The following is a 20,724-nucleotide window of genomic DNA, read 5'->3' as shown; positions in this document are numbered from 1 at the left end:
CCACTTCGCCTGTCAATTTAACCGCACTTATGTCTCAGTTGATCACTCGATTCAATCTGCATTTAAACCACCATTATCAGGAGGGAATTTATTTTCATTTTTTACAATGTAAAATTATTCCCTTCTCTTTTTTTAAAGCAAAATAATCAACCACTTCGCCTGTCAATTTAACCGCACTTATGTCTCAGTTGATCACTCGATTCAATCTGCATTTAAACCACCATTATTAAGCCTAGCTTAAAATCAATCACAATATTTACATCTTAATTTCGCCAAAATAACAAGAATTATCAATGTAATTGTTTAATTTTAATTATCAAATATTTAACAATAAAAATAGCGCAAAGAACTATTTTTAGACCTGAATTACGCCGAACAGATATTGACCATCATTCAACTGAAAAATAAAATCCGCTCACAATTGAAATGATAATGATTATTAACAATCTTACGTCTATCAAAAATGTAGACGAAGCCTTCTGGGGAAGATATGAAACGAATTGGCTTGAGCATCATCATACTTGGACTGTTCCAAAACAGTTGGGCAGATGAAAACCTTTTTGGTTATGTAAAAGGTGCTGAAACTTTACCTAAAGGTGGACAAGAGCTTTATCAATGGGTGACCAATCGCAGTGATAAAGGTGCGGGACACTACTCTGCTTTTGATTATAAAACGGAATATGAACGCGGAATCACTGATAAATTTAATGCTTCCGTTGCCTTAAAAGCCATGTCATTGGACACCTCTGGCATTGTCATTGATGGTTATATGCCTGAAGACAAAAAATTTGCATTCAAAATAAGTGGTGTGGAATTGGGTGGAAAATATAATTTCCTGAGCCCTGCAAGTGAAGTCGTAGGACTTTCCAATCAGTTTGAACTCAGCTATTCCACGATTGACCCACATTCAGGTCAGGACAAAGATACACTCAGCTTTGAAAATAATTTAATTTTACAAAAATACTTTATGGACGCAAGTCTGGTTTGGGTTGGCAATCTTATGTTTGAAGGTACCTATGCGAAACGTAGTCCAATCAATAATTTACCTGAAAATTTTGAATGGCCAACCAAACCTGAAATGGAGCTTGAACTACAAATTGGAACAGGTTTGAGTTATCGTTTTGCCCCAAACTGGTATGCTGGAGCTGAAACACAGTATGAAACAGAGTTTGAAACCGAAGTTGGGCAAGAGCGTTGGTCATGGTTTATGGGACCTTCTCTACACTATGGCTCTAAGGATTACTGGCTGACTGCAACATGGTTTCCACAATTACGGGGTGGACGTGAAAAATTTGATGAGCAGGATGATCGAGATCTGCACTTGATTGAAAAAACAAAAAATGAGTTCCGCTTAAAGTTTGGTTATAACTTTTGATTTAACAGTCGAGATATCAATATGAAATGGATGCCTTATGCAACAGCGCTGCTGAGTATTAGCCCGATCGTTGCACATTCTGCAGTTTATCTGAGTGCAGAACAAGCACAGAAACTGATGTTCCCAAACCTTGCACTAAAAAAAACACCTATCCATCTCAGTGAAGATCAACTCAAAAGCCTCAAAAAATCCTCTGGAATTTTTTATCCCTTCAAAGCTGATCAGGTTTATAAAAGCAGTGATGGAGGTTGGTTGGTCATTGATCAGGTATTGGGTAAACATGAAATGATAACCTATGCTGTTGCGTTGACCGCCAAAGGTGCGGTCAAACAAGTTGAAATTCTGGAATATAATGAATCTTATGGTGGACAGGTTCGTGATGCAGCATGGCGTCAACAATTTGTGGGTAAAACGCTGTCCTCACCTGTTGCCTTGAATAAAGACATTAAAAATATCAGTGGTGCCACCTTATCTTCTAAACATGTCACAGATGGGGTCAAGCGTATTCTTCAGTTTCATCATTTGGTATTAGCAACATTAACAGTATAAGAGCCAAACCTTTATTGGGCACCATGGTTGAAATCAAACTGTATGATGACTTCATGCCTCATGCGGCACATTCAATCATCGATCAAGCATTTGCCTGTATTGAAAAAGTTCAACAATTGATGAGCTTTCATGATCCTGCAAGTGAGTTATCACAGATCAACCGCAGTGCTTTTCAACAAGCGGTGCGGGTTCATCCATGGACTTATGCTGTTTTACAACGTGCTCAACGGGTATTTACAGCCTCTTCAGGCATATTTGACTGTACTGTTGCCAATACTTTGATGGACTGGGAATTGTTGCCTACGCATCTCCCTATCGTAAATCCTGAAAAAATGAATTTTTCACAGGCACATTTACATTGTCTTTCTGCCAATAAGATACGGTTTACAGCTCCAATTGTGCTCGATCTGGGCGGCATAGCCAAAGGCTTTGCGATTGATATTGCGATTTACTCCCTGCGTAAACATGGCGTGAAAAATGCAGTCGTCAATGCAGGTGGAGATTTACGTGTTTTAGGGAATATTGCTGAACAAATCTTTATTCGAGATCCTCAGGCTCCTCAGCAATTATATGCCTGTGGAGCATTGGCAAATGGTGCGATTGCCACTTCTGCCTGCTATTTTTCCAAAGCCAAAAATCAAGGGCAATGGATCAATGCTTTGGTCAACCCATATACACGCCATGCATTGGATACCGACCACAGTTTTAGTGTGATCGCACCAAATGCCTGTATTGCCGACGCACTGACCAAAGTTGTTGCGATCACTCAAAACCTACAGCACCCCTGTTTGCCTTTATTTTCGGCACAGGCATTCATTCTATAAATTGATTTGGTATTGCCATGACATTTAGCTTAAAAATCCCGTTTCTGCAACGCTACTTGCTCTTTTTTATCTGGCTGATTCTTGTGCTAAGCGGACTCTATTTCGCATATACGCAGGACTGGAAAATGCAAGATCCTAGCGATTTTACGGTCAATGTACTAAAAACACATGGTATTTCGGCAGCCATTTTTTTAGTGATTTTCGGCTCAGTCATTGCTGTACATATCCGTATTGCACTGAATTTAAAGCGAAATATGCTCACAGGCTTAAGCATGCTTGTGTTGATGAGTATTTTAGCGCTGACAGGAACAGGTCTATACTATAGTCCTGAAGAATGGCATGAAAATATCAAATGGATACATATTTGGCTTGGTTTAATCTGCATTATTTGGTTGCCACTCCATATATGGATAGGTATTTTACTGAGAAAATCTAAAAATATAGCTTAAAATATCAGCTACACTTTATATTTACCTCTTGATTATTCTGCTTGCAACTCCACCAACATATACACCAAATCAAGCTCGGGACAGCCATAACCCAATGCAGTCATGGCAGCCGTGATTTGCCCACGATGATGAGTGCCATGATTAAACACATGCAGCAATGTTGCAGCAAATGGCAAACACATCGCCTGTCCTGACGCTGTTTTATAATTTAAATTGCCCTGCAATACCGATTCATCCAATTGATTTAACCATATCACCCAATGATTTGACTTCTGCCTTAAATCATTCAGCAAAAGGTTTCTATCAGAATGAACGATTTGATTCAGCGCTGAAACTGGAGATTGGTTCAAGGCAAATCTTGCGTACCACAAGCGATGTTCACCCAAAAGCAAATGATTGAGCGTGCCAAAAATACTGTTAAAAAATAATCCTGTATCCTGATAAAAATGCTGATCTGAAACAGGTTCTAAGGCTTCCACCAAACGTTGTGTTGCCATACATTATATTGGGCAAGTAAAAGTAAATTTTCTTTAGAATTTATCATCAACATCCCGTCTATTCATACTTGCTAAAATTTTATATCTGAATAAAATACACACAAAATTTCTCTATTTCACATTTTTATCATGATGAATCTAATTGTTTGCCAAGCGGTAAATCATTTTCCACTTGTTTAAATCAGTTTTTTAATTTTCAAAAACTTGATTAAATTTTTAAGTGAGATTCATTATGCCTGCATATCATGAAATTCGTGCAGTATATGACCGTGACAGCATTACGGTCTATCAAGCCTATAACAAACAGATCGCGCAATTTGCCATTCAACAGCAAAAATTTGTTTCTCCATTTTCATTTCAAAGAATGACATGGATTAAACCGTCATTTTTATGGTTGATGGGACGCAGCAATTGGGCAAATAAATCAGGTCAGGAACATATTCTTGCGATTCGTATCCCACGTGATTTTTGGGAAATATTGTTGAGTCAAAGTGTACATACCGATCCAAGTTTATTTCATCCCCAACACGATCAACCCTGGCTAGACCTATTTGAGCAAGCGCAAGTGCATATCCAATGGGATCCTGAACGTAATTTGAAAGGTGCAAAATTAGAGCATCGCAGTATTCAGATTGGCATCAGTCGTTTTTTAATCCATTCATTTAATAATGCAATCCTAAGCATAGAGGATATCAGTCCAAAGGTGCAAAAAATGGCTCAATTTCGTCGTGAAGGTCAATATAAACATGCGGAAAAATTATTGCCAAAAGAGCGGATTTATCCTGTGAGTGCCTCACTCAAAAGGCATTTAAGTATTTCTTAAAATTATATTCTATGAAAAATGGGAGTAAATTTACTCCCATTTTCAACTATAATATCAATATGATTAAGCACCATATTTTCGTTGTAAATAATTTATAATTGCTTCAGATTCAAATATTTTTGCCCCTGTATTTGGATCTTCAAAATAAGGCACTTGAATATCTTTTTTCACACGCCCCATAACAGAGACAATCTTTTCACGCTTTCCGCCTTTTAGTGCTTCGTATTTACCAGGTTTCAAACGTAAAATCGAAGGACCTTGATCTTGCCAGCGCTCTTTTGCCACATTATGAAATACAAATGGAATCTCAAGCTCTGTTAAAACACCACGTACTACACGTGTATATGGGCTTGCTTCAAATCCCCAGAGCTGAACCAACTGCTCAGGTGCACTACGATTAATAATTTTTTTATTGATCCAAACCCCACGCGCGCCATTAATCAAAGTACCTGCAAATGCAACCAATGGAAGTTTTGGATAATGTGTATATTTTTTTGGTGTTTTTCCTGATTTACCGTAATTTTTAAACAAATATTGGATAATATCTTGTGATTCATACAGTTTTTCACCTGTATTTTCATCTACAAAAAATGGAAATTGTGCTTTTCCACCCAATTCTTTTACAATTTTACGATATTTTGTGCCGCCCTTAGGACAAGGATAAACTTCATAGTCTAGATTCAATAGTGTCATCACTTCACGAACCCGACGACAAAATGGTGAACCTTCAAATTCATAGAGCTTTAATGCCTTTTCTGGCTGATTTGGAAATGCTGTTCCATTTGCACCACGACCACCTTCTGTAATGGCTGAAGCTAAAGCTTGTACAACTTTAATTTGATGATGTACCATTTTGCGATCCTTTGGGATGACCCTATTTTATAAATCAACTAATTTTTCTTTTGAAACAATAATTCCGTTGTTATCTACATAGATATATTCTTCAGAATTAAAGCTTACATTACCAAAATACAGCGTAATATCAACCTCTCCAATGCCTTTACGATTACTTTTTTGTGGAATTGAAGCCAATGCATGTACGCCTAAGTCAAGCTCTGCTAAAGCATCAACATCACGCACACAGCCATAAATTACAACACCATTCCAGTGATTTTTAACAGCAGACTCTGCAATCATATCGCCCATCAATGCACAGCGCATAGAAGCGCCTCCATCAACCACCAAAACTTTTCCAGTTCCATCTGTAGCCAATAATTCCTTAACACGTGAATTATCTTCAAAACATTTTACAGTCACAATCTGACCACCAAATGTTTTACGTGCGCCATAACTTTTAAAGAACTTTCCATCTAAAGATGGAATTAAAGTTTGAATGGCTTTTTCAGGGTTATCATCTAATAAATCACAAGTTACAAAGGGTACTGAAGTCACTTTAATTCTCCATTATTTGGCATTTTGTATGCTTAAATTATCATATATTTCAAATTGATGAGTTTGATTTTGTGCAGCCTCGACCATAGTATGAGCCACTTGCTCGGCTGTCACAGGTTTATATTTAAACGTATTTGGTATTAAATGTGAAAATTTTTGATAGGTCTTTTGAGAGAGATCCTCCAAAAACCGTTTTTCGTTGCGCTCGCCCAATAATAATGATGGACGAATAATCGAAACACGCATTAAACCAAGTTTCTCAATATATTGTTCCAATTCTCCTTTAACACGATTATAAAAAATTGAAGAAGATGGATTTGCACCCAAAGCACTCACGAGCAGCAAATGAGTTTCGGTGCTTTCCAATAAATCAGCAAAATGTGCATTGATCTCAAAATCAATATTATAAAATGCTTGTTTTGATCCTGCTTTTTTAATGGTTGTACCTAAACAACTAAATGCATGACTATAACCATTTACATCTTGATCATTCAGCAATAAAAAGTCATCTAAAAGTAACTGATCTACTTTAGGGTGTTTTGCAAAGGCATCATCTTTTCGGCGCACAACAACTGTTATTTTTTCACAACAAGTTACTTGGTTGAGTTGCTCAACCAGACAACGTCCAACTAAACCTGTTGCACCAATAATAATTGCATTTTTAATCGAATAAGCCATTTTTTAATCAATCTCCTGAATTTATTACTAATCTAACGTTTTATTTAAAAAGTTTCTGCATCTATAATGTTGCCAAAGCAAGTCAAGACTTGACTTTAGGCTGTGCTTTAATCACAATATGGCACTTGTTTACGGGCTGGTGATAATCCTCTGATGTTGGTTTTCAGATGTGGTTTCAGCCCGCCCAGACCAATCTAATTCAAGGAGTGCACGAGTGGCAAACTCTGCTCAAGCAAAAAAACGTGCTAAGCAAAACGTAAAAGCGCGTAAACACAACGCAAGCTTACGTTCTATGGTTCGTACTTACATCAAGCGTACTATCGCAGCTATCTCAGCTGGTGAATATGCTGCTGCAACTGAAGCTTATAAAGCTGCAGTTCCAGTAATCGACCGTATGGCTGATAAAGGCATCATCCATAAAAACAAAGCAGCTCGTCATAAGAGCCGTTTGAATGCACAAGTTAAAGCGTTAGCTAACTAAGTTGTTGCATAGAAAAGAGCCCTTTTTAGGGCTTTTTTTGTGTCTGAAATTTACTGATTTACCATTGAACTTGAATGACATTTGAACGTATAAAACCCCTTAAATAATGTCCCGTCATTACACGGCATTGTAGTATTTGATTTAATCGTTCTTTATTTTGCCGATGATCTAGCTCAAGCTCTATTTGATAAATATACTTTTGCTGTTTTGCATCAAATAGTGCAGGTGTTTTTTCAATCAACCCGATATATTCTGCTCCTGTTGGCGTATATGACCATGCTGTTAAATTTAATTTTTTATCATTTGTACAAAATAAACGGCTATTTATTTCAAAAAAACCACGTGTTCCAAAATCCTTGGAAGATTGTAGATGAATGATTATTTTCTGTGGATCCTGTTGCACTTGTTGTAATCGAATAACAGACTGAGGATAAACTCGCCAAACCTGCCATCCAACAATAAACAAAAGAAAACAGCCTAAATATTGTATGGTTTTATTTTTAAATATTTTCATCTCATTTTTAAATCATATCCGTTAGCACTTTTCAAAAATGAGCAAATCTTGTTATCCACTCAATACATTGCATAGTAATTCTATATAAATTATTTACATTTATAAAATTTTCAATATCTAAAATAACAACTTATAGAATGAATCTTTCATAAAGATATAAATAGATAAATTACAACACTCTCTTAAAAAATGATCTAATTTTCCAATTTTTGAAAATCTCGAATAGACAATTGATTGACCTCACCACGCCAAATCCATTTTAAAAGGCAATCCTCAAATGTATCACCCTCAAACCAGACAAATAGACCTTCCATCATTTGCGGCCAATCGACTTTAGTAACATGATGCCGACCTGAAATTACCGCAATAATAGCCGCTAAAATCGTATCATGGCTCACAGCAAGGCTTAAACCCTGCGCATTTTGTGGATGCGTGTTATAAATCAACTCTAAAACATCAACCACCCCTGAGATAGGATGCTTCATGCCCGGTAAAGCATTATTCACAAAGCTATTAATAAAACCTAAAGCGCCTTGCTTTTGAAAATAAGGGGCTGCTTGCTTAATATCTAAAACAAAACTTCCTGGCTCTACAAGTAAGCCTTGCTCCACAATCTCGATACGATGTGTATTATGGGGTTGGTTAATTAAATCAGCACCTTCTATCATCAGTGCTGCTGTATCAACACAACGTTGAATTGGGCTTGAAATACAATGCTGAATAATACGATCTGTCTGCTCTGTCAAATAAGCACCCCATGATTGCGCCAGATCTCTCCCTTGGGTAGTCAATTGCAAATCATAGCCTGCTAAGCCCTGCCCATCTACAATTTCACGAATCGAATGTCGTGTAAATAAAGTGACAGGTGTTTTTGTATCAGGCAATAAATCAATCGCTTTCAACATGCTTTTAGGCAATAGCTCAAGTGCCATACAGACTCAATATTTATCTTTTCATCATGCCTCACTATACCATGAGATACAAAACACTCAATCTTAGCCTGTCACGTTTGTAAGCGCCGCTAATGCAATTTTTTGGTTTTCCTGATCTCGGTATGCAATAAAACCATCATTAAGCACTGTTGCTCGTTGATTATAGGTAAATGCCTGAGCTTTTAGACTTACCAATCCTCCACCGATACTTTCTAACAAGCCCTGTCCTGCACTTGTATCCCATTCTGAGGTTGGATGAAAACGTGGGTAAATATCGATTTCACCTTCAAGCATCATACAAAATTTATAAGCACTACCCGCTTCACGCTTAATGACTGGCGTTTCTTGCTCAATATAATCAATATATTGTTGATATTTAGGATTTTTACTGCTATGGCTTAAACCCACTTGAATTGCATCATTCGCGATATCTTTAAATTTGCTATAACGCAACCATGTCTGTTGTGAAAATGAATATTTATAAGGAGGTTCAGTCAAATAGCCAACGTACATGACTTGCTCAGTTGGCACAGCAATCAAAGAGAAAACCGTTTGATGATTTTGAATAAGACTCAGGTTAATCGTAAATTCATCTCGTTCATGAATAAATTCTTTGGTTCCATCTAATGGATCAAGCAACCAGCATTCTGTCCAATGATGACGTTCAGAATGATCATTTTCTTCTGAGAGTACAGGAATATGAGGTGTTAAAATCGCCAATTGTTGTAGTAAAAATGCATTTACTCTTAAATCTGCTTGTGTCACAGGTGAATGATCATCTTTTTCATGAATATTAAACTCGCGCCCTGCACAATAATTTTGGTATTCTTCTAACAGTATTTGAGTTGCCTGTGCCAAGATTGGGACTAATTTTAAAATTTGCTCATCTTGCGGTGCTTGAGTTTTAATAAACATGGATTAAACCTATTTTTATGTCTGATTGTATAAAACCGATTATCATGTTTGATATGGACGGTACGCTTCTTGATTTGGCTTTTGATGATCTGATCTGGAATCATCAACTTCCAGAACGTCACGCAGCCACGCATCAATGCTCACTCGAACAAAGCCATCACACTTTACACGAATTTTATCAGCAGCATAAGCATACCTTATTATGGTATTCCTCAAAGTATTGGACTGCAAAAGTTGGTGTTGATGTACTTCAACTACAAGCTGACTTTCAACATAAAATCGCACCTCGTCAAGGTTGCTTTGAATTACTTAAACAATTAAAAGCACAAGGCTACCGTTGTTGGCTAGTGACCAATGCAGACCGTGCAGGGCTTCAGTTAAAACTTGAAAATGTTGATTTAAGCCCTTATTTTGAAGTGATGGTGAGTAGTGAAGAGATTGGTTATGCCAAAGAATTTGTCGAATTTTGGCAAATTTTACAACAGCAACATCCTTTTGACCCTCAACATGCGATGTTGATTGATGATACTACGCCTGTATTACAGGGTGCTGAAAAATTTGGCATTCAACAGCTCGTCACGATTCGTCAGCCCTCAAGTTTAAAAGCAGCACGCCATGTCTTAGAACTTGAATATCCATCTATTAATGACTTAACTGAACTTTTACCTTTATTAACGCAAGACCAATTGAAGGATGTCGATGTCAAAACAGCCTAAAAATCAGCAAACTGAAAATAATCAAAATGAAACAACTCGTGCAGATAAATGGCTTTGGGCTGCGCGCTTTTTCAAAACTCGTTCTATCGCAAAAGATGCAATAGAAGGTGGCAAAGTTCATCATAATGGTGAACGTATCAAAGTATCCAAAGAAATTCGAGTTGGTATGGAACTGACCATTCAACAAGGTTTTGATAAAAAAACGGTTCTTGTCAAAGCATTATCGAATGTACGTGGTGCTGCCCCCATTGCTCAACAACTTTATGAAGAAACTGAGCTGAGTATTGCACGTCGGGAATTGATTTCAACCCAAAGAAAATTGCATAATCTTGCTCGACCTGAGCATCGACCAAGTAAAAAAGACCGCCGAGAAATCAGCAAATTTAAACAAGAAAATGATTCAGGTTATGAGCAATCTTGGTCATATCATGATGAATAAAATCTAAAATTGCCTGCGCGACACCTTATGTCGTAGATAAGCGATTTTGCATAGATTCATAGATAATTTTCTGTCACTATTGCTTCTGTGGACGAAGATCAAATTTAAAGACATCCACTTAAGATAGTAGTGATATAGACATAGTTTTGAGGTTTCAAGATGGATGATAACAAAAGTAAAGCGCTAAATGCTGCATTAAGTCAAATTGAAAAACAATTTGGTAAAAACACAGTCATGCGCTTAGGCGAAAATACCGTACAAGCCGTTGAATCTGTTTCTACAGGCTCATTAACGCTTGATATTGCATTAGGTATTGGCGGCTTGCCAAAAGGTCGTATCGTTGAGATTTATGGTCCTGAATCTTCAGGTAAAACAACCATGACTTTACAAGCGATTGCCCAATGCCAAAAAGCAGGTGGAACTTGTGCTTTTATTGATGCTGAACATGCACTTGATCCACAATATGCACGTAAACTTGGCGTAGATATTGACAATTTACTTGTGTCTCAGCCTGATAACGGTGAGCAAGCACTTGAAATTGCGGATATGCTTGTACGCTCAGGTGCAATTGATATGATCGTAGTCGACTCAGTTGCTGCATTAACACCTAAAGCCGAAATTGAAGGTGAAATGGGTGACTCACATATGGGCTTACAAGCACGTTTAATGAGTCAAGCATTACGTAAAATCACAGGTAATGCAAAACGTTCAAACTGTATGGTGATTTTCATTAACCAAATTCGTATGAAAATTGGTGTAATGTTTGGTAGCCCAGAAACAACAACTGGTGGTAATGCACTAAAATTCTACGCTTCTGTACGCCTTGATATTCGCCGTATTGGTCAAGTCAAAGAAGGTGATGAAATCATTGGTTCAGAAACGCGTGTGAAAGTGGTGAAAAACAAAATGGCGCCTCCTTTCCGTGAAGCACTGTTCCAAATTCTATATGGTAAAGGTGTGAACCATCTAGGTGAGCTGATTGACCTTGCTGTTGCACAAGATATCATCAATAAAGCAGGTGCTTGGTATTCTTATAATGGCAATAAAATCGGTCAAGGTAAAAATAACGCGATTCGCCATATGGAAGAAAATCCAGAAATGGCAAATGAGATCGAGAAGCTCATCCGTGAAAAACTACTCACCACTTCGAATGCAGCACCTGTAACAGAAGAGCTAGACGAAGAAGCTGAGTTTTTAGATGCTTAATGCTGATTCATGAAATAAAAAAAAGATGAAACGCCCACAACGGGCGTTTTTTCTTAAGCAGTAATTGCACTACCATTTATGTTCCTAATCTGAGGATTTTATTTTTTATTATGACTGCACCTAAATTTCCAAAAATGCTCAATTACACCGCATTAAAACAGCAGTTTTCTGAAGAAGAAAATCTTGTTCTCTCCCCTCCATCAGAAACACATTTAAATTTTTCTGCAGAAAAGCAAACGAAAACACAAGAAGGCTTAACAGGAACTCGACTACGTTCTTATGCTTTTGCAACACTCACACGTAAAGAATATTCCAAAGCTGATCTCATTGAAAAATTATGTTTATATGCAGCAAACAGAGATGAAGTGATTGAATTAGTCGATGAGTTAGCTCAAGAAAATTATCAGAGTGATCAACGTGTTGCAGAAATGACGGTACGCAGTCAAGTACGACAAGGCAAAGGTCCAAATCGCATTAAAATGGCTTTACGTCATAAACAATTAGATAAAGACTTAGTGACAGAGGACTTAACTGAAATTGACTGGTACGAACAAGCCTATCAGCTCAAAGTTAAAAAATATGGAACTGAAGTTGCACAGGATGCCAAAATCAAAGCAAAACAAATTCGTTTTTTGCAATATCGAGGCTTTGAAATGGATGCGATTATGAAGGCAATTCGCAGAAAGGCATCAGAAGATTAAAAATAAAATGATAAATTTGAAATTAAAAAATGATAAATGAAGTAATAATTATTTTAGAATATGGTGGCAGCCCTACTAGCAAAACCTCGGCACATCGTATTTCTGATACCGTTGCTACCTTCCGGTCCTGGCGGGGTTTTCAGAGTACAATTGCGAAGCCACCAGCAGGGCTACCATTGCAAGAACAGAGTATAGAGATTTTTTAACATCTTGCAAGTGAACATTTCTATTTTTCTTATTTTTTATGACTGTTTGATTAATTCATCAGCAATATGAATAAAAACAGTATTATAAATTTAGTTTTTGCAGTATTTTCTTCATATTTCAGCAAAATAAAGCCCTTTTTCAAAGAAATGCTAGAACATTGTAAAAGTATCTTGCTTTTCCCCGCTGAGCCGTTTTAAATAAAACCCATTCTCTAATGATATGACTATTTCTACACTAGAAATAAAGTCAATAAAGTGACTTTTATGGATTCTACATTATGCTAAAAAAGCAGGCTCTCTTTTCTATCGCACTTTTAACTTCTGCGACTTTATATGCCGTCCCAATCGAATCCAGAGGGTTAAGTGGTCAAAATGCAAGTGATGTAATTGGTCCAGCAGCCCCAATTACAGGCAATATGAATTGGGATTTGATGCAAAAGAACCAACAATTAGAAAATCAAATTCGAGAATTACGTGGCAAACTTGAAGAACAAGACAATGCCATTGAACAACTCAATAAAGAACTTTCCAATCGTTATACAGACTTAGACCAACGTCTTGAGTTAATGGCACAGAAACTAGAAGCGGATACAGAGTCAACGGATGAAACCCCTTCTGATGAGACCACTCCAGAAGAGCAAAAGCCTACAGAAAACCAATCCAATGAAGCCGCACCTATAGCAACCACGCCCAAGACTCAAACCCCGACAGAGCCTCCCGTACAAAATGGAACAAATACTAGCAGTGCTCAGGATTTAGAAAAAGCAGCTTACTCCATTGCATTAGAAGCTTATAAGCAAGGGGGAGCAAAAAAAGCAATTGAACCGATGCAAAGTTTTATTAAAAACAACCCAAACAGTATTTACACAGGAAATGCTTATTTTTGGTTAGCCGAATTCAATCTTGCGATTGACCCACCTAATTATGAAGAAGCTAAAAAAAATTATGAAGTTGTAGCAGCAAAATATGGGAATTCATCAAAAGCCCCACGTGCCCTCTATCGTCTTTATAGTATTGCAACAGAAGTAAATAAAAACCCACAAACAGCAAATGTCTATAAAAACAAATTACTCTCTGCTTTCCCTGATTCAGAAGAAGCTAATTTTTTAAAAAATAGTTAAAAAATGGGCATAAATCTCTAAAAATAAAAAAGACATCCTAAGATGTCTTTTTTATAGCATTTCAAATTATCAATAACTCAACGCACAATACCACGTTTCGATTGAATTAAAGAATCTAATAAAAGCTGAGCTTCGGGTACTTCAGGAAGAATTTCTTCTGTAATTTTAGCAATCGCTTGTTCAGTCGTTAAATTTTCTTTATAAATCAATTTAAATGATTCACGTAAACCCTGAATCACATTTTTCGACCAACCTTTACGACGCATACCTTCGACATTCATTCCAAAGGCATGTGCTGGATTGCCTGAAACCATCACATAAGCAGGCACATCTTTTAAAATGAGTGAGGCACCGCCAATCATGCTATACGAGTCAATTTTACAAAATTGATGAATACCTGAGTTACCACCAACAATCACATAATTACCAATATGAACATGTCCTGCGATACCGACATTATTCGCAAAAATATTGTGATCACCAATTTGGCAGTCATGTGCAACATGGGTATTAACCATCAAGAGATTATGGCTACCTATTTTAGTAAGCCCATGATCTTGAACAGTTCCTCGATGCAAACTACAGTGTTCTCGAATTTTATTTGAGTCACCGATCTCTAACCAAGTTTCTTCACCTTGATACTTAAGATCTTGGCAAGCTTCACCAACACTCGCAAATTGAAAGATTTCATTGTCTTTACCAATACGAGTGAACCCTCCTACCACCACATGAGAATGCAGTTTAGTTCCTGCATCAATGGTTACATTGGGTCCAATAATACAATATGGTCCTATTTCCACATCAGATGCAATCTGTGCAGAAGAATCAATAATAGCGGTAGAATGGATTAGATCTGTGTTGCTCATGCCTGCTCTAATTTTTGATGAGAGATGATAATTTCAGCGGTTGCTGCTACCATGCCGTCTACACTAGCAGTACATAAATATTTGTAAATGCCACGTTTTTGCATAAGTAATTCAGATTTTAACACGAGTTGGTCGCCTGGAACGACTTGTTTTTTGAAACGTACTTTCTCTGCTCCAGCAAACAAAAATAATGAACCAGGTTTTGGCTTCTCATTATTCATAATAAAACCAAGAACACCAGACACTTGTGCCATCGCTTCCACGATCAGAACACCTGGCATAATTGGATAACCAGGGAAGTGACCTTGCATAAATTCCTCATTGATCGATACATTTTTGTACCCAACAATGCCATTTTCCGTTACTTCAGTTACACGGTCTACAAGCAAAAACGGATAACGATGTGGTAAATACTCACGAATCGTTTGGGTTTGCATAGGTAATTCAGGAACCGTAAAAGGTAGAGGTTTAGACTCAGTCATAATTATTTACGCGACTTTAAAGTTGATTCAATGGACTCAATTTGAGCCTGCATATGATCTATTTGTTTAACTAACTTGGTCAATGGCACATCTGCTAATTGTCTTAAACGTACAACTGTTCTTTTCCACTTATTTGTTTCAAATTGCCCAGTCCCTGAAGAATAAGAACCAGCTTCAGAAATACTCTTTGAGACCATTGACATTCCTGTAATTGTCACATTATCAGTGATATTTATGTGACCTACAACACCTACTGCCCCTGCAAATACACAGTTTTTGCCAATCACCGTACTTCCCGCAATACCACACTTCGCAGCAATAGCTGTATTTTCGCCAATTTGCACGTTATGTGCGATTTGCACAAGGTTATCAATAATAACACCATCATGGATGATCGTATCGTCCAAAGCACCACGGTCTATACTACAATTTGAACCAATACGAACATCATTACCAATGCAAACAGAACCCAATTGAACAATTCGATTCCATTTTCCTTGATAAGGTGCAAAACCAAAACCTTCGCCACCAATCACGGTGTTCGAGTGAATACGCACACGATTTGCAAGTTTAGATTTACCTGTAATCATCACATGAGAATCAATAAAGCAGTCTGCTCCTACTTCAACATCATGATCCAAATGAACATGTGATTGAATGACGGTATTATCGCCAACCACGCAATTCTCACCAATCACCACATAATGACCAATATAAGCATTTTCAGCAATAATAGCTGAATCAGCTATCTGCGCAGTCACTTCAATACCGCGTTTTAACACCTTATCTTCAAAATGATGCGTTAAAATTGCAAAGGCTAAATAAGGATGATCGACAACAATGAAGTTTTGATGATGGCTGAGCTGGTCTTTTAATGCAGCAGTGACAATTAATACTCCAGCTTTCGAAGCTTGTGCTTCTTGCAAGTATTTCTCGCCATTTACAAAGGAAATATCTTGAGCCTGAGCTTGCTCTAAACTTGCTAAAGCAGCGACTTTGAATTTAGATTGACCAATTAGCTCACCTTGAACAAGTTGAGCTAATTCATCGAGATAAAATTGATGAGATGTCATTGATTATTTAATTGCATTAACCTTTTGGATCATTTTAGCAGTTAAATCATTCTTTGCGTCATAAGCCAAAGCAGAGTTTTTATTCAAAACCATATCTAAACCGTTCTCTTGGCGCAATTGTTCAGCAGCTTGCTTCACACGTGCTTCAAAAACAGTATTCGTTGCCTGTATTGTTGCTTGCGCTTTACTTTGCACACTTTGCTGAATCGTTTGATACTCAGTCACTTTTGCTTGATATTGTTTCTGAATTTGCTCTGGGTTCGCACCTTTTGCTTGTGCTTGCTGCTGTAAAGACTGAATATCTTTAGAAATCTGCTCAAGTTTTGCTGTTTGTGGCTTAATTGTTTGCTCTAAACTGGCATTTTGTTGTTTTAAATATGTACTACCTTCAACAACTTTTTCAATATCAACAACACCGTAACCTGCTGCATTTACTAAACTAGCAAAACCTAAACCAACAATAGCACCGACTATTTTTTTCATAATGTTCCCTTCATAAATTTCTGATTTCATCATATCAAGAACAGATCGAACTTAGAAAGTTCGACCAATTTCAAATTGAAGCTCTTTAGTTTCATCACCTGGTTTATCATTCAATGGGAATGCATAACTCAATGATAATGGTCCAATCATTGTGATCCAAGTAAAGCCTACACCGACGCTATAACGCATATTGTCTGGCTCAAAACCAAAATTGTCTTCACAATATTTTTTAGCATTCACACCTGTACTATTTGAACCAAAGTACAAAGTTGAATCTGATTTAATATTACATTGGGTGTCAAAAACTTGCGCACCTTCAGCAAAGATTACAGGACGAACCTGACGTGCCCAATCCCCTTTAAATGGTAAAGGTAAAGCCAATTCAGTACCAAATTGTACTAAAGCATTACCGCCGACTTCTTCATAGTCATAATCTTTGGTCTTGGTTTCGTTATAAGCAACACCAGGATAATTAGGACCTAGAGTACTATTATCATAACCACGTACCGAGCCATAACCACCCGCATAGAAGTTTTTATAGAATGGTAGATCATTACCATAACCTAACTTACCATAACCACGCAGTACAAAGTCTTTACCTAAAGGTAAGAAAGCTTGCGCGTCATAAACAATTTTTTGATATTCAACATCACTGCCCGGTAAAGCAACTTCTGCGTTAATACGATGTGACATACCACTAGTTGGGAAAATCGGACGGTTTAATGTGTTATAAGACCAACCAACGTTAAGACTATACGTTAAAAAATCACCCTCAAAGGCATTATTATAAGTGATTTCCTCAACCTTACATTTCATCCCTGTAATAACATCTTTACCTGTTTCAGGATCTTTCTCAGTAATGTCTTCCATTTGAGAATCACCCTTTTCATCCAAAGGACAATAGCTTGAACTACCTGTTGCCTTACCACCATTTGATAATAAATAATCACGTACATAGGTAGAAACATATGGACCTGTTGTGACTTTGGTACTATCAATATTTAAACCAGCACTAATATTCTGATTTTCATCAATTGGATAGCCAAAGTTAATACCACCACCAAAACTGTCTGTGACATAGTTATTAACGTTGTAGTCATTATCTAACTTTGTCTTGCGGTAGTACATATTATAACCACGACTGACACCATCAATCGTAAAGTATGGGTCAGTCACACTTAAGTTATAATAGTCTTGAGTTTCAGAACGAGATAAATCGATAGAAACACGATTACCTGTACCCAAGAAGTTGGTTTGGCTTAAACCTGCTTGGAATGTCATACCACCATTTTGTGAGTAACCCACAGCTAAAGTACTTGTACCTGAATGCTGCTCTTCCACTTCAATATTTAAGTCAACTTGGTCTGGTTGGTTAGGCAAACGTACAGGTTTTACATCAACTTTACTGAAAAAGCCTGTGCGCTCTAAACGTACTTTAGACAATTCAATTTTTTCATTACTTGCTAAAGCACCTTCCATTTGACGCATTTCACGACGTAAAACTTCATCTGCTGTTTTAGTATTACCTGTAAAATTAATACGACGTACGGTTACTTGTTGACCTGGATTAACATAATAGTTCAAGTCAACAGTATGTGTTTCACTATTAATTTCAGGTACAACATTCACTTCAGTATAATAATAACCAGCATTACCATATTTACGCAGCAGCAACTGTTTTACAGCATTTACTTTTTCTTGTGAATATGTTGTACCGTCTTTATAAATTTGTAATGCCTTTAATTCATCTGGCTTATATAAAGCATCACCTAAAAATTTTGACTGACCAAATTTATACTGCTCACCTTCATCAACAGAAACTTCAATGAAAATGTTTTTCTTATCTTCACTAATATTTAAATTTGAGCTATTAATATCAAAATTGATATAGCCTTTATTTAAGTACAATGCACGCAAAGCTTCCAAACTTGCTGACATTTTTTCACGTGCATAGCGATCATTACGTGTAAGAACAGATGCCCAGCCACTTTCTTTTACAGCGAAAGCACGCTTAATATCATCATCTTTAAATATGGTATTACCTATAATATTAATATCAAAAACTTTTGCAGGTTTACCTTCGTTGAAATTAATATTTAAATCAACACGGTTATTTGGACGTGCAACTGTTTCAACCGTAATATCAGAGTCATAACGACCTTGCTGTGAATACTGCTGTTCTAGCTCGGTTTCTAAAGTTTGCAAAGATGACTTTTTAAGCACTTCACCTTCAGACAATCCCATCTTTTTTAAGCCTTCTTCTAAAGCTTCTTTTGGAATGAGTTTATTGCCTTTTAATTCAATTTTAGAAATAATTGGACGTTCAACCACTTTGAAAACTAAAACATCATTTTCCTTAGTCGCTTGAATATCATCAAAGGAATTTGAGGCATACAATGCACGAATTGCGTCCGCAATTGCAGGATCATTAATACGATCCCCACTATTGATGGGCAACAAAGCAAGCACATTACTTTGGGTTAAACGAACTAAACCATCTACACGAATGTCACGCGCAATGAATTCATCTGCTGCATGTACTTGCTGTACTGCTGCCATCGCACTAACGAGTGCCAAGGGCATAAATAAATGTGAGTGCTGCATGCCTATTATTTTCCAGTAAGTTAATTTTTCACTATCGCGTTTACAAACGCATAAAATCATTAAATATTGCTAAAAGCATCATGCTTCCAAGCAGTACCATACCAATTTTCAACCCAACCAATTGTATTTGTTCAGAAACAGGTTTTCCGCGTAAAACTTCAATAAAGTAATACACCAAATGACCGCCATCTAACATAGGAATAGGTAAGAGATTTAAAACCCCCAAACTCACACTCATCAGCGCCATAAACGAGATAAAAGTCTGCCATCCCATTTCTGCACTTTGACCTGCAACTTTAGCAATTGTAATTGGACCAGATAGATTATCTAAACCAATTAAACCACGCACCATTTTCACCATCGAATTTAAAATCATGCCAGAAATCTGACCTGTTTTTTCAACAGCAACAATAAAAGCTTCAGCAGGATTATATTGTATGGTTTGTTTATATTCAGCAGGAATATTTGCCTGACCAGATTGAGCTTGTACACCAAGCATTCCTGTGACATTTCCCATATTATCACGCTTGCCTTGTGGCATCACTTCTAAATGAACCACTTGACCTTGGCGTAATACATCAACCTTAAGTAACTTTTCAGGCGACTTTTGCACCACATCAACCACATCAAACCAATCTTTCATTTTGACTTGATTAATTGCGATGATCTGATCACCCTCTTTCATTCCTTGGCGAATTGCAGCGCCATCTTCACTTAGCTTATAGATCGTTGCAGGAATTTGAGGACGATAAGGTGTAAAGCCTAAAACATCAAAAGGTGACTGACTTTGATCTTTTAAAAAACCTTGGATTGGCAACTCAAAAGTTTTTATTTGACCTTGGCGCTCAGCCTGAACCTCTATATGACCTGTTTCTCCAACACGATCAACCAAAGCATAATTTAGCTTTTCCCATGTTGTTGTTGCAGTTCCATCAATTGCTAAAATTTTATCACCTTGTTGCATTTGAGCCATTGCAGCAGGTGTATTGGGTAAAATTTTACCTACACGTGTACTTAACTGCTCTTGTGCAGGTAAAAATAAAATCCAAAACAATAAGATTGCAAAAATCAAATTAATCAAAGGACCAGCAGCGACAATGGCAATACGTTTCCAAGGCGACTGACGATTAAATGCATAGGGTAAATCTTCTGCACTAACATTACCTTCACGCTCATCCAACATTTTGACATAACCACCTAATGGTAATGCCGAAAGTTGATACTGAATGCCTGACTTTTTTGATGTCCATTTAAACAATGTTGGACCAAAACCAATTGAGTACACTAAAACTTTTACACCCAGTTTTCGTGCAACCCAATAATGCCCAAACTCATGTATTGCAATAAGCGGACCTAAAAGAAAAATGGCAGCAACAATGATAAAAAGGACATTCATAA

23 protein-coding genes, 1 other RNA gene and 1 pseudogene are annotated in these 20,724 nt (G+C 37.1%); 11 read left to right on the top strand and 14 right to left on the bottom strand.

Translation table 11 applies throughout. The features are described 5' to 3' along the window. Positions 1–490 precede the first annotated feature (490 nt). The 4 genes from HX005_RS09160 to HX005_RS09145 all read left to right on the top strand — a co-directional run bounded on the left by HX005_RS09160 (position 491) and on the right by HX005_RS09145 (position 3,197). The gene (locus HX005_RS09160) at positions 491–1,375 is read left to right on the top strand and encodes a DUF6662 family protein (RefSeq protein WP_286377111.1); all 885 of its coding nucleotides are present in this window, start codon (positions 491–493) and stop codon (positions 1,373–1,375) included. A 21-nt stretch (positions 1,376–1,396) separates the two neighbouring features. Further along, on the top strand, positions 1,397–1,924 hold the full coding sequence (locus HX005_RS09155) for an FMN-binding protein (protein ID WP_286377110.1): 528 nt from the start codon (positions 1,397–1,399) through the stop codon (positions 1,922–1,924). Between the two features lie 23 nt (positions 1,925–1,947). Further along, on the top strand, positions 1,948–2,748 hold the full coding sequence (locus tag HX005_RS09150) for an FAD:protein FMN transferase (RefSeq protein WP_286377109.1): 801 nt from the start codon (positions 1,948–1,950) through the stop codon (positions 2,746–2,748). A gap of 125 nt (positions 2,749–2,873) precedes the next feature. After that, positions 2,874–3,197: a hypothetical protein gene (locus HX005_RS09145; RefSeq protein WP_286377108.1), complete on the top strand. Its 324-nt coding sequence runs from the start codon at positions 2,874–2,876 to the stop codon at positions 3,195–3,197. Positions 3,198–3,229: 32 nt separating this feature from the next. Here HX005_RS09145 and HX005_RS09140 read toward each other — a convergent pair. After that, positions 3,230–3,741, bottom strand: a pseudogene (locus HX005_RS09140) (DinB family protein). 185 nt (positions 3,742–3,926) lie between these two features. On the opposite strand from HX005_RS09140, the gene HX005_RS09135 reads away from it, so the two are divergent. After that, the gene (locus tag HX005_RS09135) at positions 3,927–4,517 is read left to right on the top strand and encodes a DUF4291 domain-containing protein (RefSeq protein ID WP_286377107.1); all 591 of its coding nucleotides are present in this window, start codon (positions 3,927–3,929) and stop codon (positions 4,515–4,517) included. Positions 4,518–4,580: 63 nt separating this feature from the next. On the opposite strand, the gene HX005_RS09130 is transcribed toward HX005_RS09135, so the two are convergent. The 3 genes from HX005_RS09130 to HX005_RS09120 are packed head-to-tail and all read right to left on the bottom strand — an operon-like array spanning position 4,581 to position 6,587. Next, on the bottom strand, positions 4,581–5,369 hold the full coding sequence (locus HX005_RS09130) for a glutathione S-transferase N-terminal domain-containing protein (RefSeq protein WP_107009277.1): 789 nt from the start codon (positions 5,367–5,369) through the stop codon (positions 4,581–4,583). A 27-nt stretch (positions 5,370–5,396) separates the two neighbouring features. Beyond that, positions 5,397–5,909: a ribonuclease E activity regulator RraA gene (gene rraA, locus HX005_RS09125; protein WP_107009276.1), complete on the bottom strand. Its 513-nt coding sequence runs from the start codon at positions 5,907–5,909 to the stop codon at positions 5,397–5,399. A gap of 12 nt (positions 5,910–5,921) precedes the next feature. Beyond that, on the bottom strand, positions 5,922–6,587 hold the full coding sequence (locus HX005_RS09120) for a Rossmann-fold NAD(P)-binding domain-containing protein (RefSeq protein WP_286377106.1): 666 nt from the start codon (positions 6,585–6,587) through the stop codon (positions 5,922–5,924). Positions 6,588–6,801: 214 nt separating this feature from the next. On the opposite strand from HX005_RS09120, the gene rpsT reads away from it, so the two are divergent. Beyond that, a complete protein-coding gene (gene rpsT / locus HX005_RS09115) occupies positions 6,802–7,068 on the top strand; it encodes a 30S ribosomal protein S20 (protein WP_107009274.1) in 267 nt (88 codons plus the stop codon). A gap of 58 nt (positions 7,069–7,126) precedes the next feature. Here rpsT and HX005_RS09110 read toward each other — a convergent pair whose 3' ends face one another. The 3 genes from HX005_RS09110 to HX005_RS09100 all read right to left on the bottom strand — a co-directional run bounded on the left by HX005_RS09110 (position 7,127) and on the right by HX005_RS09100 (position 9,429). Next, entirely contained in the window at positions 7,127–7,582 is a 456-nt protein-coding gene (locus tag HX005_RS09110; protein WP_286377105.1) for a hypothetical protein, read from the bottom strand. A gap of 194 nt (positions 7,583–7,776) precedes the next feature. Beyond that, complete coding sequence (locus tag HX005_RS09105) at positions 7,777–8,514, bottom strand: histidine phosphatase family protein (protein ID WP_286377104.1); 738 nt, start codon at positions 8,512–8,514, stop codon at positions 7,777–7,779. A gap of 63 nt (positions 8,515–8,577) precedes the next feature. Next, a complete protein-coding gene (locus HX005_RS09100) occupies positions 8,578–9,429 on the bottom strand; it encodes a 3'(2'),5'-bisphosphate nucleotidase CysQ family protein (protein WP_286377103.1) in 852 nt (283 codons plus the stop codon). Positions 9,430–9,446: 17 nt separating this feature from the next. Between HX005_RS09100 and HX005_RS09095 the strand changes: the two genes are divergently transcribed. From HX005_RS09095 to HX005_RS09080, 4 genes are all read left to right on the top strand, one after another. Continuing rightward, complete coding sequence (locus tag HX005_RS09095) at positions 9,447–10,145, top strand: HAD-IA family hydrolase (RefSeq protein WP_286377102.1); 699 nt, start codon at positions 9,447–9,449, stop codon at positions 10,143–10,145. Next, entirely contained in the window at positions 10,129–10,584 is a 456-nt protein-coding gene (locus HX005_RS09090) for an RNA-binding S4 domain-containing protein (RefSeq protein ID WP_286377101.1), read from the top strand. The genes HX005_RS09095 and HX005_RS09090 overlap by 17 nt, the downstream gene beginning before the upstream one ends. Positions 10,585–10,743: 159 nt before the next feature. Next, on the top strand, positions 10,744–11,790 hold the full coding sequence (recA, locus tag HX005_RS09085; protein ID WP_107009268.1) for a recombinase RecA: 1,047 nt from the start codon (positions 10,744–10,746) through the stop codon (positions 11,788–11,790). Between the two features lie 110 nt (positions 11,791–11,900). Next, complete coding sequence (locus tag HX005_RS09080) at positions 11,901–12,491, top strand: regulatory protein RecX (RefSeq protein ID WP_286377100.1); 591 nt, start codon at positions 11,901–11,903, stop codon at positions 12,489–12,491. Between the two features lie 70 nt (positions 12,492–12,561). Here the strand turns inward: HX005_RS09080 and ffs are convergent. Then, an RNA gene (ffs, locus tag HX005_RS09075) (signal recognition particle sRNA small type) lies at positions 12,562–12,658 on the bottom strand. 314 nt (positions 12,659–12,972) lie between these two features. Between ffs and HX005_RS09070 the strand changes: the two genes are divergently transcribed. Then, entirely contained in the window at positions 12,973–13,818 is an 846-nt protein-coding gene (locus tag HX005_RS09070) for a YbgF trimerization domain-containing protein (RefSeq protein ID WP_228199053.1), read from the top strand. A gap of 77 nt (positions 13,819–13,895) precedes the next feature. Here the strand turns inward: HX005_RS09070 and lpxA are convergent, their stop codons facing one another. Genes lpxA through rseP form a run of 6 tightly spaced genes read right to left on the bottom strand, consistent with a single transcriptional unit; the run spans position 13,896 to position 20,722 of the window. Then, positions 13,896–14,684 (bottom strand): acyl-ACP--UDP-N-acetylglucosamine O-acyltransferase, encoded by a 789-nt coding sequence (gene lpxA / locus HX005_RS09065; RefSeq protein WP_107009265.1) that lies wholly within the window; start codon positions 14,682–14,684, stop codon positions 13,896–13,898. Further along, complete coding sequence (gene fabZ, locus HX005_RS09060; protein WP_107009264.1) at positions 14,681–15,166, bottom strand: 3-hydroxyacyl-ACP dehydratase FabZ; 486 nt, start codon at positions 15,164–15,166, stop codon at positions 14,681–14,683. Before fabZ ends, lpxA begins: the two co-directional genes overlap by 4 nt. Positions 15,167–15,168: 2 nt before the next feature. Continuing rightward, positions 15,169–16,239: a UDP-3-O-(3-hydroxymyristoyl)glucosamine N-acyltransferase gene (lpxD, locus tag HX005_RS09055; protein WP_286377099.1), complete on the bottom strand. Its 1,071-nt coding sequence runs from the start codon at positions 16,237–16,239 to the stop codon at positions 15,169–15,171. A 3-nt stretch (positions 16,240–16,242) separates the two neighbouring features. Further along, the gene (locus HX005_RS09050) at positions 16,243–16,722 is read right to left on the bottom strand and encodes an OmpH/Skp family outer membrane protein (RefSeq protein WP_286377098.1); all 480 of its coding nucleotides are present in this window, start codon (positions 16,720–16,722) and stop codon (positions 16,243–16,245) included. Positions 16,723–16,773: 51 nt separating this feature from the next. Next, positions 16,774–19,326: an outer membrane protein assembly factor BamA gene (gene bamA / locus HX005_RS09045; RefSeq protein ID WP_286377097.1), complete on the bottom strand. Its 2,553-nt coding sequence runs from the start codon at positions 19,324–19,326 to the stop codon at positions 16,774–16,776. A gap of 40 nt (positions 19,327–19,366) precedes the next feature. Beyond that, entirely contained in the window at positions 19,367–20,722 is a 1,356-nt protein-coding gene (gene rseP / locus HX005_RS09040) for an RIP metalloprotease RseP (protein ID WP_286377096.1), read from the bottom strand. Positions 20,723–20,724: the final 2 nt, after the last annotated feature.

Origin of the sequence: Acinetobacter sp. R933-2, assembly GCF_030325485.1 — a bacterium.
Lineage (GTDB): Bacteria > Pseudomonadota > Gammaproteobacteria > Pseudomonadales > Moraxellaceae > Acinetobacter > Acinetobacter sichuanensis.
Note: the sequence above shows the minus strand (reverse complement) of the source record. Positions and strands in the feature narration are given on the sequence as shown.

Coding starts and splice junctions, on each gene's coding strand:
- HX005_RS09160 (WP_286377111.1), top strand. CDS start 491: ATGAAACGAATTGGCTTGAGCATCATCATACTTGGACTGTTCCAAAAC.
- HX005_RS09155 (WP_286377110.1), top strand. CDS start 1,397: ATGAAATGGATGCCTTATGCAACAGCGCTGCTGAGTATTAGCCCGATC.
- HX005_RS09150 (WP_286377109.1), top strand. CDS start 1,948: ATGGTTGAAATCAAACTGTATGATGACTTCATGCCTCATGCGGCACAT.
- HX005_RS09145 (WP_286377108.1), top strand. CDS start 2,874: ATGCAAGATCCTAGCGATTTTACGGTCAATGTACTAAAAACACATGGT.
- HX005_RS09135 (WP_286377107.1), top strand. CDS start 3,927: ATGCCTGCATATCATGAAATTCGTGCAGTATATGACCGTGACAGCATT.
- HX005_RS09130 (WP_107009277.1), bottom strand. CDS start 5,369: ATGGTACATCATCAAATTAAAGTTGTACAAGCTTTAGCTTCAGCCATT.
- HX005_RS09120 (WP_286377106.1), bottom strand. CDS start 6,587: ATGGCTTATTCGATTAAAAATGCAATTATTATTGGTGCAACAGGTTTA.
- HX005_RS09110 (WP_286377105.1), bottom strand. CDS start 7,582: ATGAAAATATTTAAAAATAAAACCATACAATATTTAGGCTGTTTTCTT.
- HX005_RS09105 (WP_286377104.1), bottom strand. CDS start 8,514: ATGGCACTTGAGCTATTGCCTAAAAGCATGTTGAAAGCGATTGATTTA.
- HX005_RS09100 (WP_286377103.1), bottom strand. CDS start 9,429: ATGTTTATTAAAACTCAAGCACCGCAAGATGAGCAAATTTTAAAATTA.
- HX005_RS09095 (WP_286377102.1), top strand. CDS start 9,447: ATGTCTGATTGTATAAAACCGATTATCATGTTTGATATGGACGGTACG.
- HX005_RS09090 (WP_286377101.1), top strand. CDS start 10,129: ATGTCAAAACAGCCTAAAAATCAGCAAACTGAAAATAATCAAAATGAA.
- recA (WP_107009268.1), top strand. CDS start 10,744: ATGGATGATAACAAAAGTAAAGCGCTAAATGCTGCATTAAGTCAAATT.
- HX005_RS09080 (WP_286377100.1), top strand. CDS start 11,901: ATGACTGCACCTAAATTTCCAAAAATGCTCAATTACACCGCATTAAAA.
- lpxA (WP_107009265.1), bottom strand. CDS start 14,684: ATGAGCAACACAGATCTAATCCATTCTACCGCTATTATTGATTCTTCT.
- fabZ (WP_107009264.1), bottom strand. CDS start 15,166: ATGACTGAGTCTAAACCTCTACCTTTTACGGTTCCTGAATTACCTATG.
- lpxD (WP_286377099.1), bottom strand. CDS start 16,239: ATGACATCTCATCAATTTTATCTCGATGAATTAGCTCAACTTGTTCAA.
- HX005_RS09050 (WP_286377098.1), bottom strand. CDS start 16,722: ATGAAAAAAATAGTCGGTGCTATTGTTGGTTTAGGTTTTGCTAGTTTA.
- bamA (WP_286377097.1), bottom strand. CDS start 19,326: ATGCAGCACTCACATTTATTTATGCCCTTGGCACTCGTTAGTGCGATG.
- rseP (WP_286377096.1), bottom strand. CDS start 20,722: ATGAATGTCCTTTTTATCATTGTTGCTGCCATTTTTCTTTTAGGTCCG.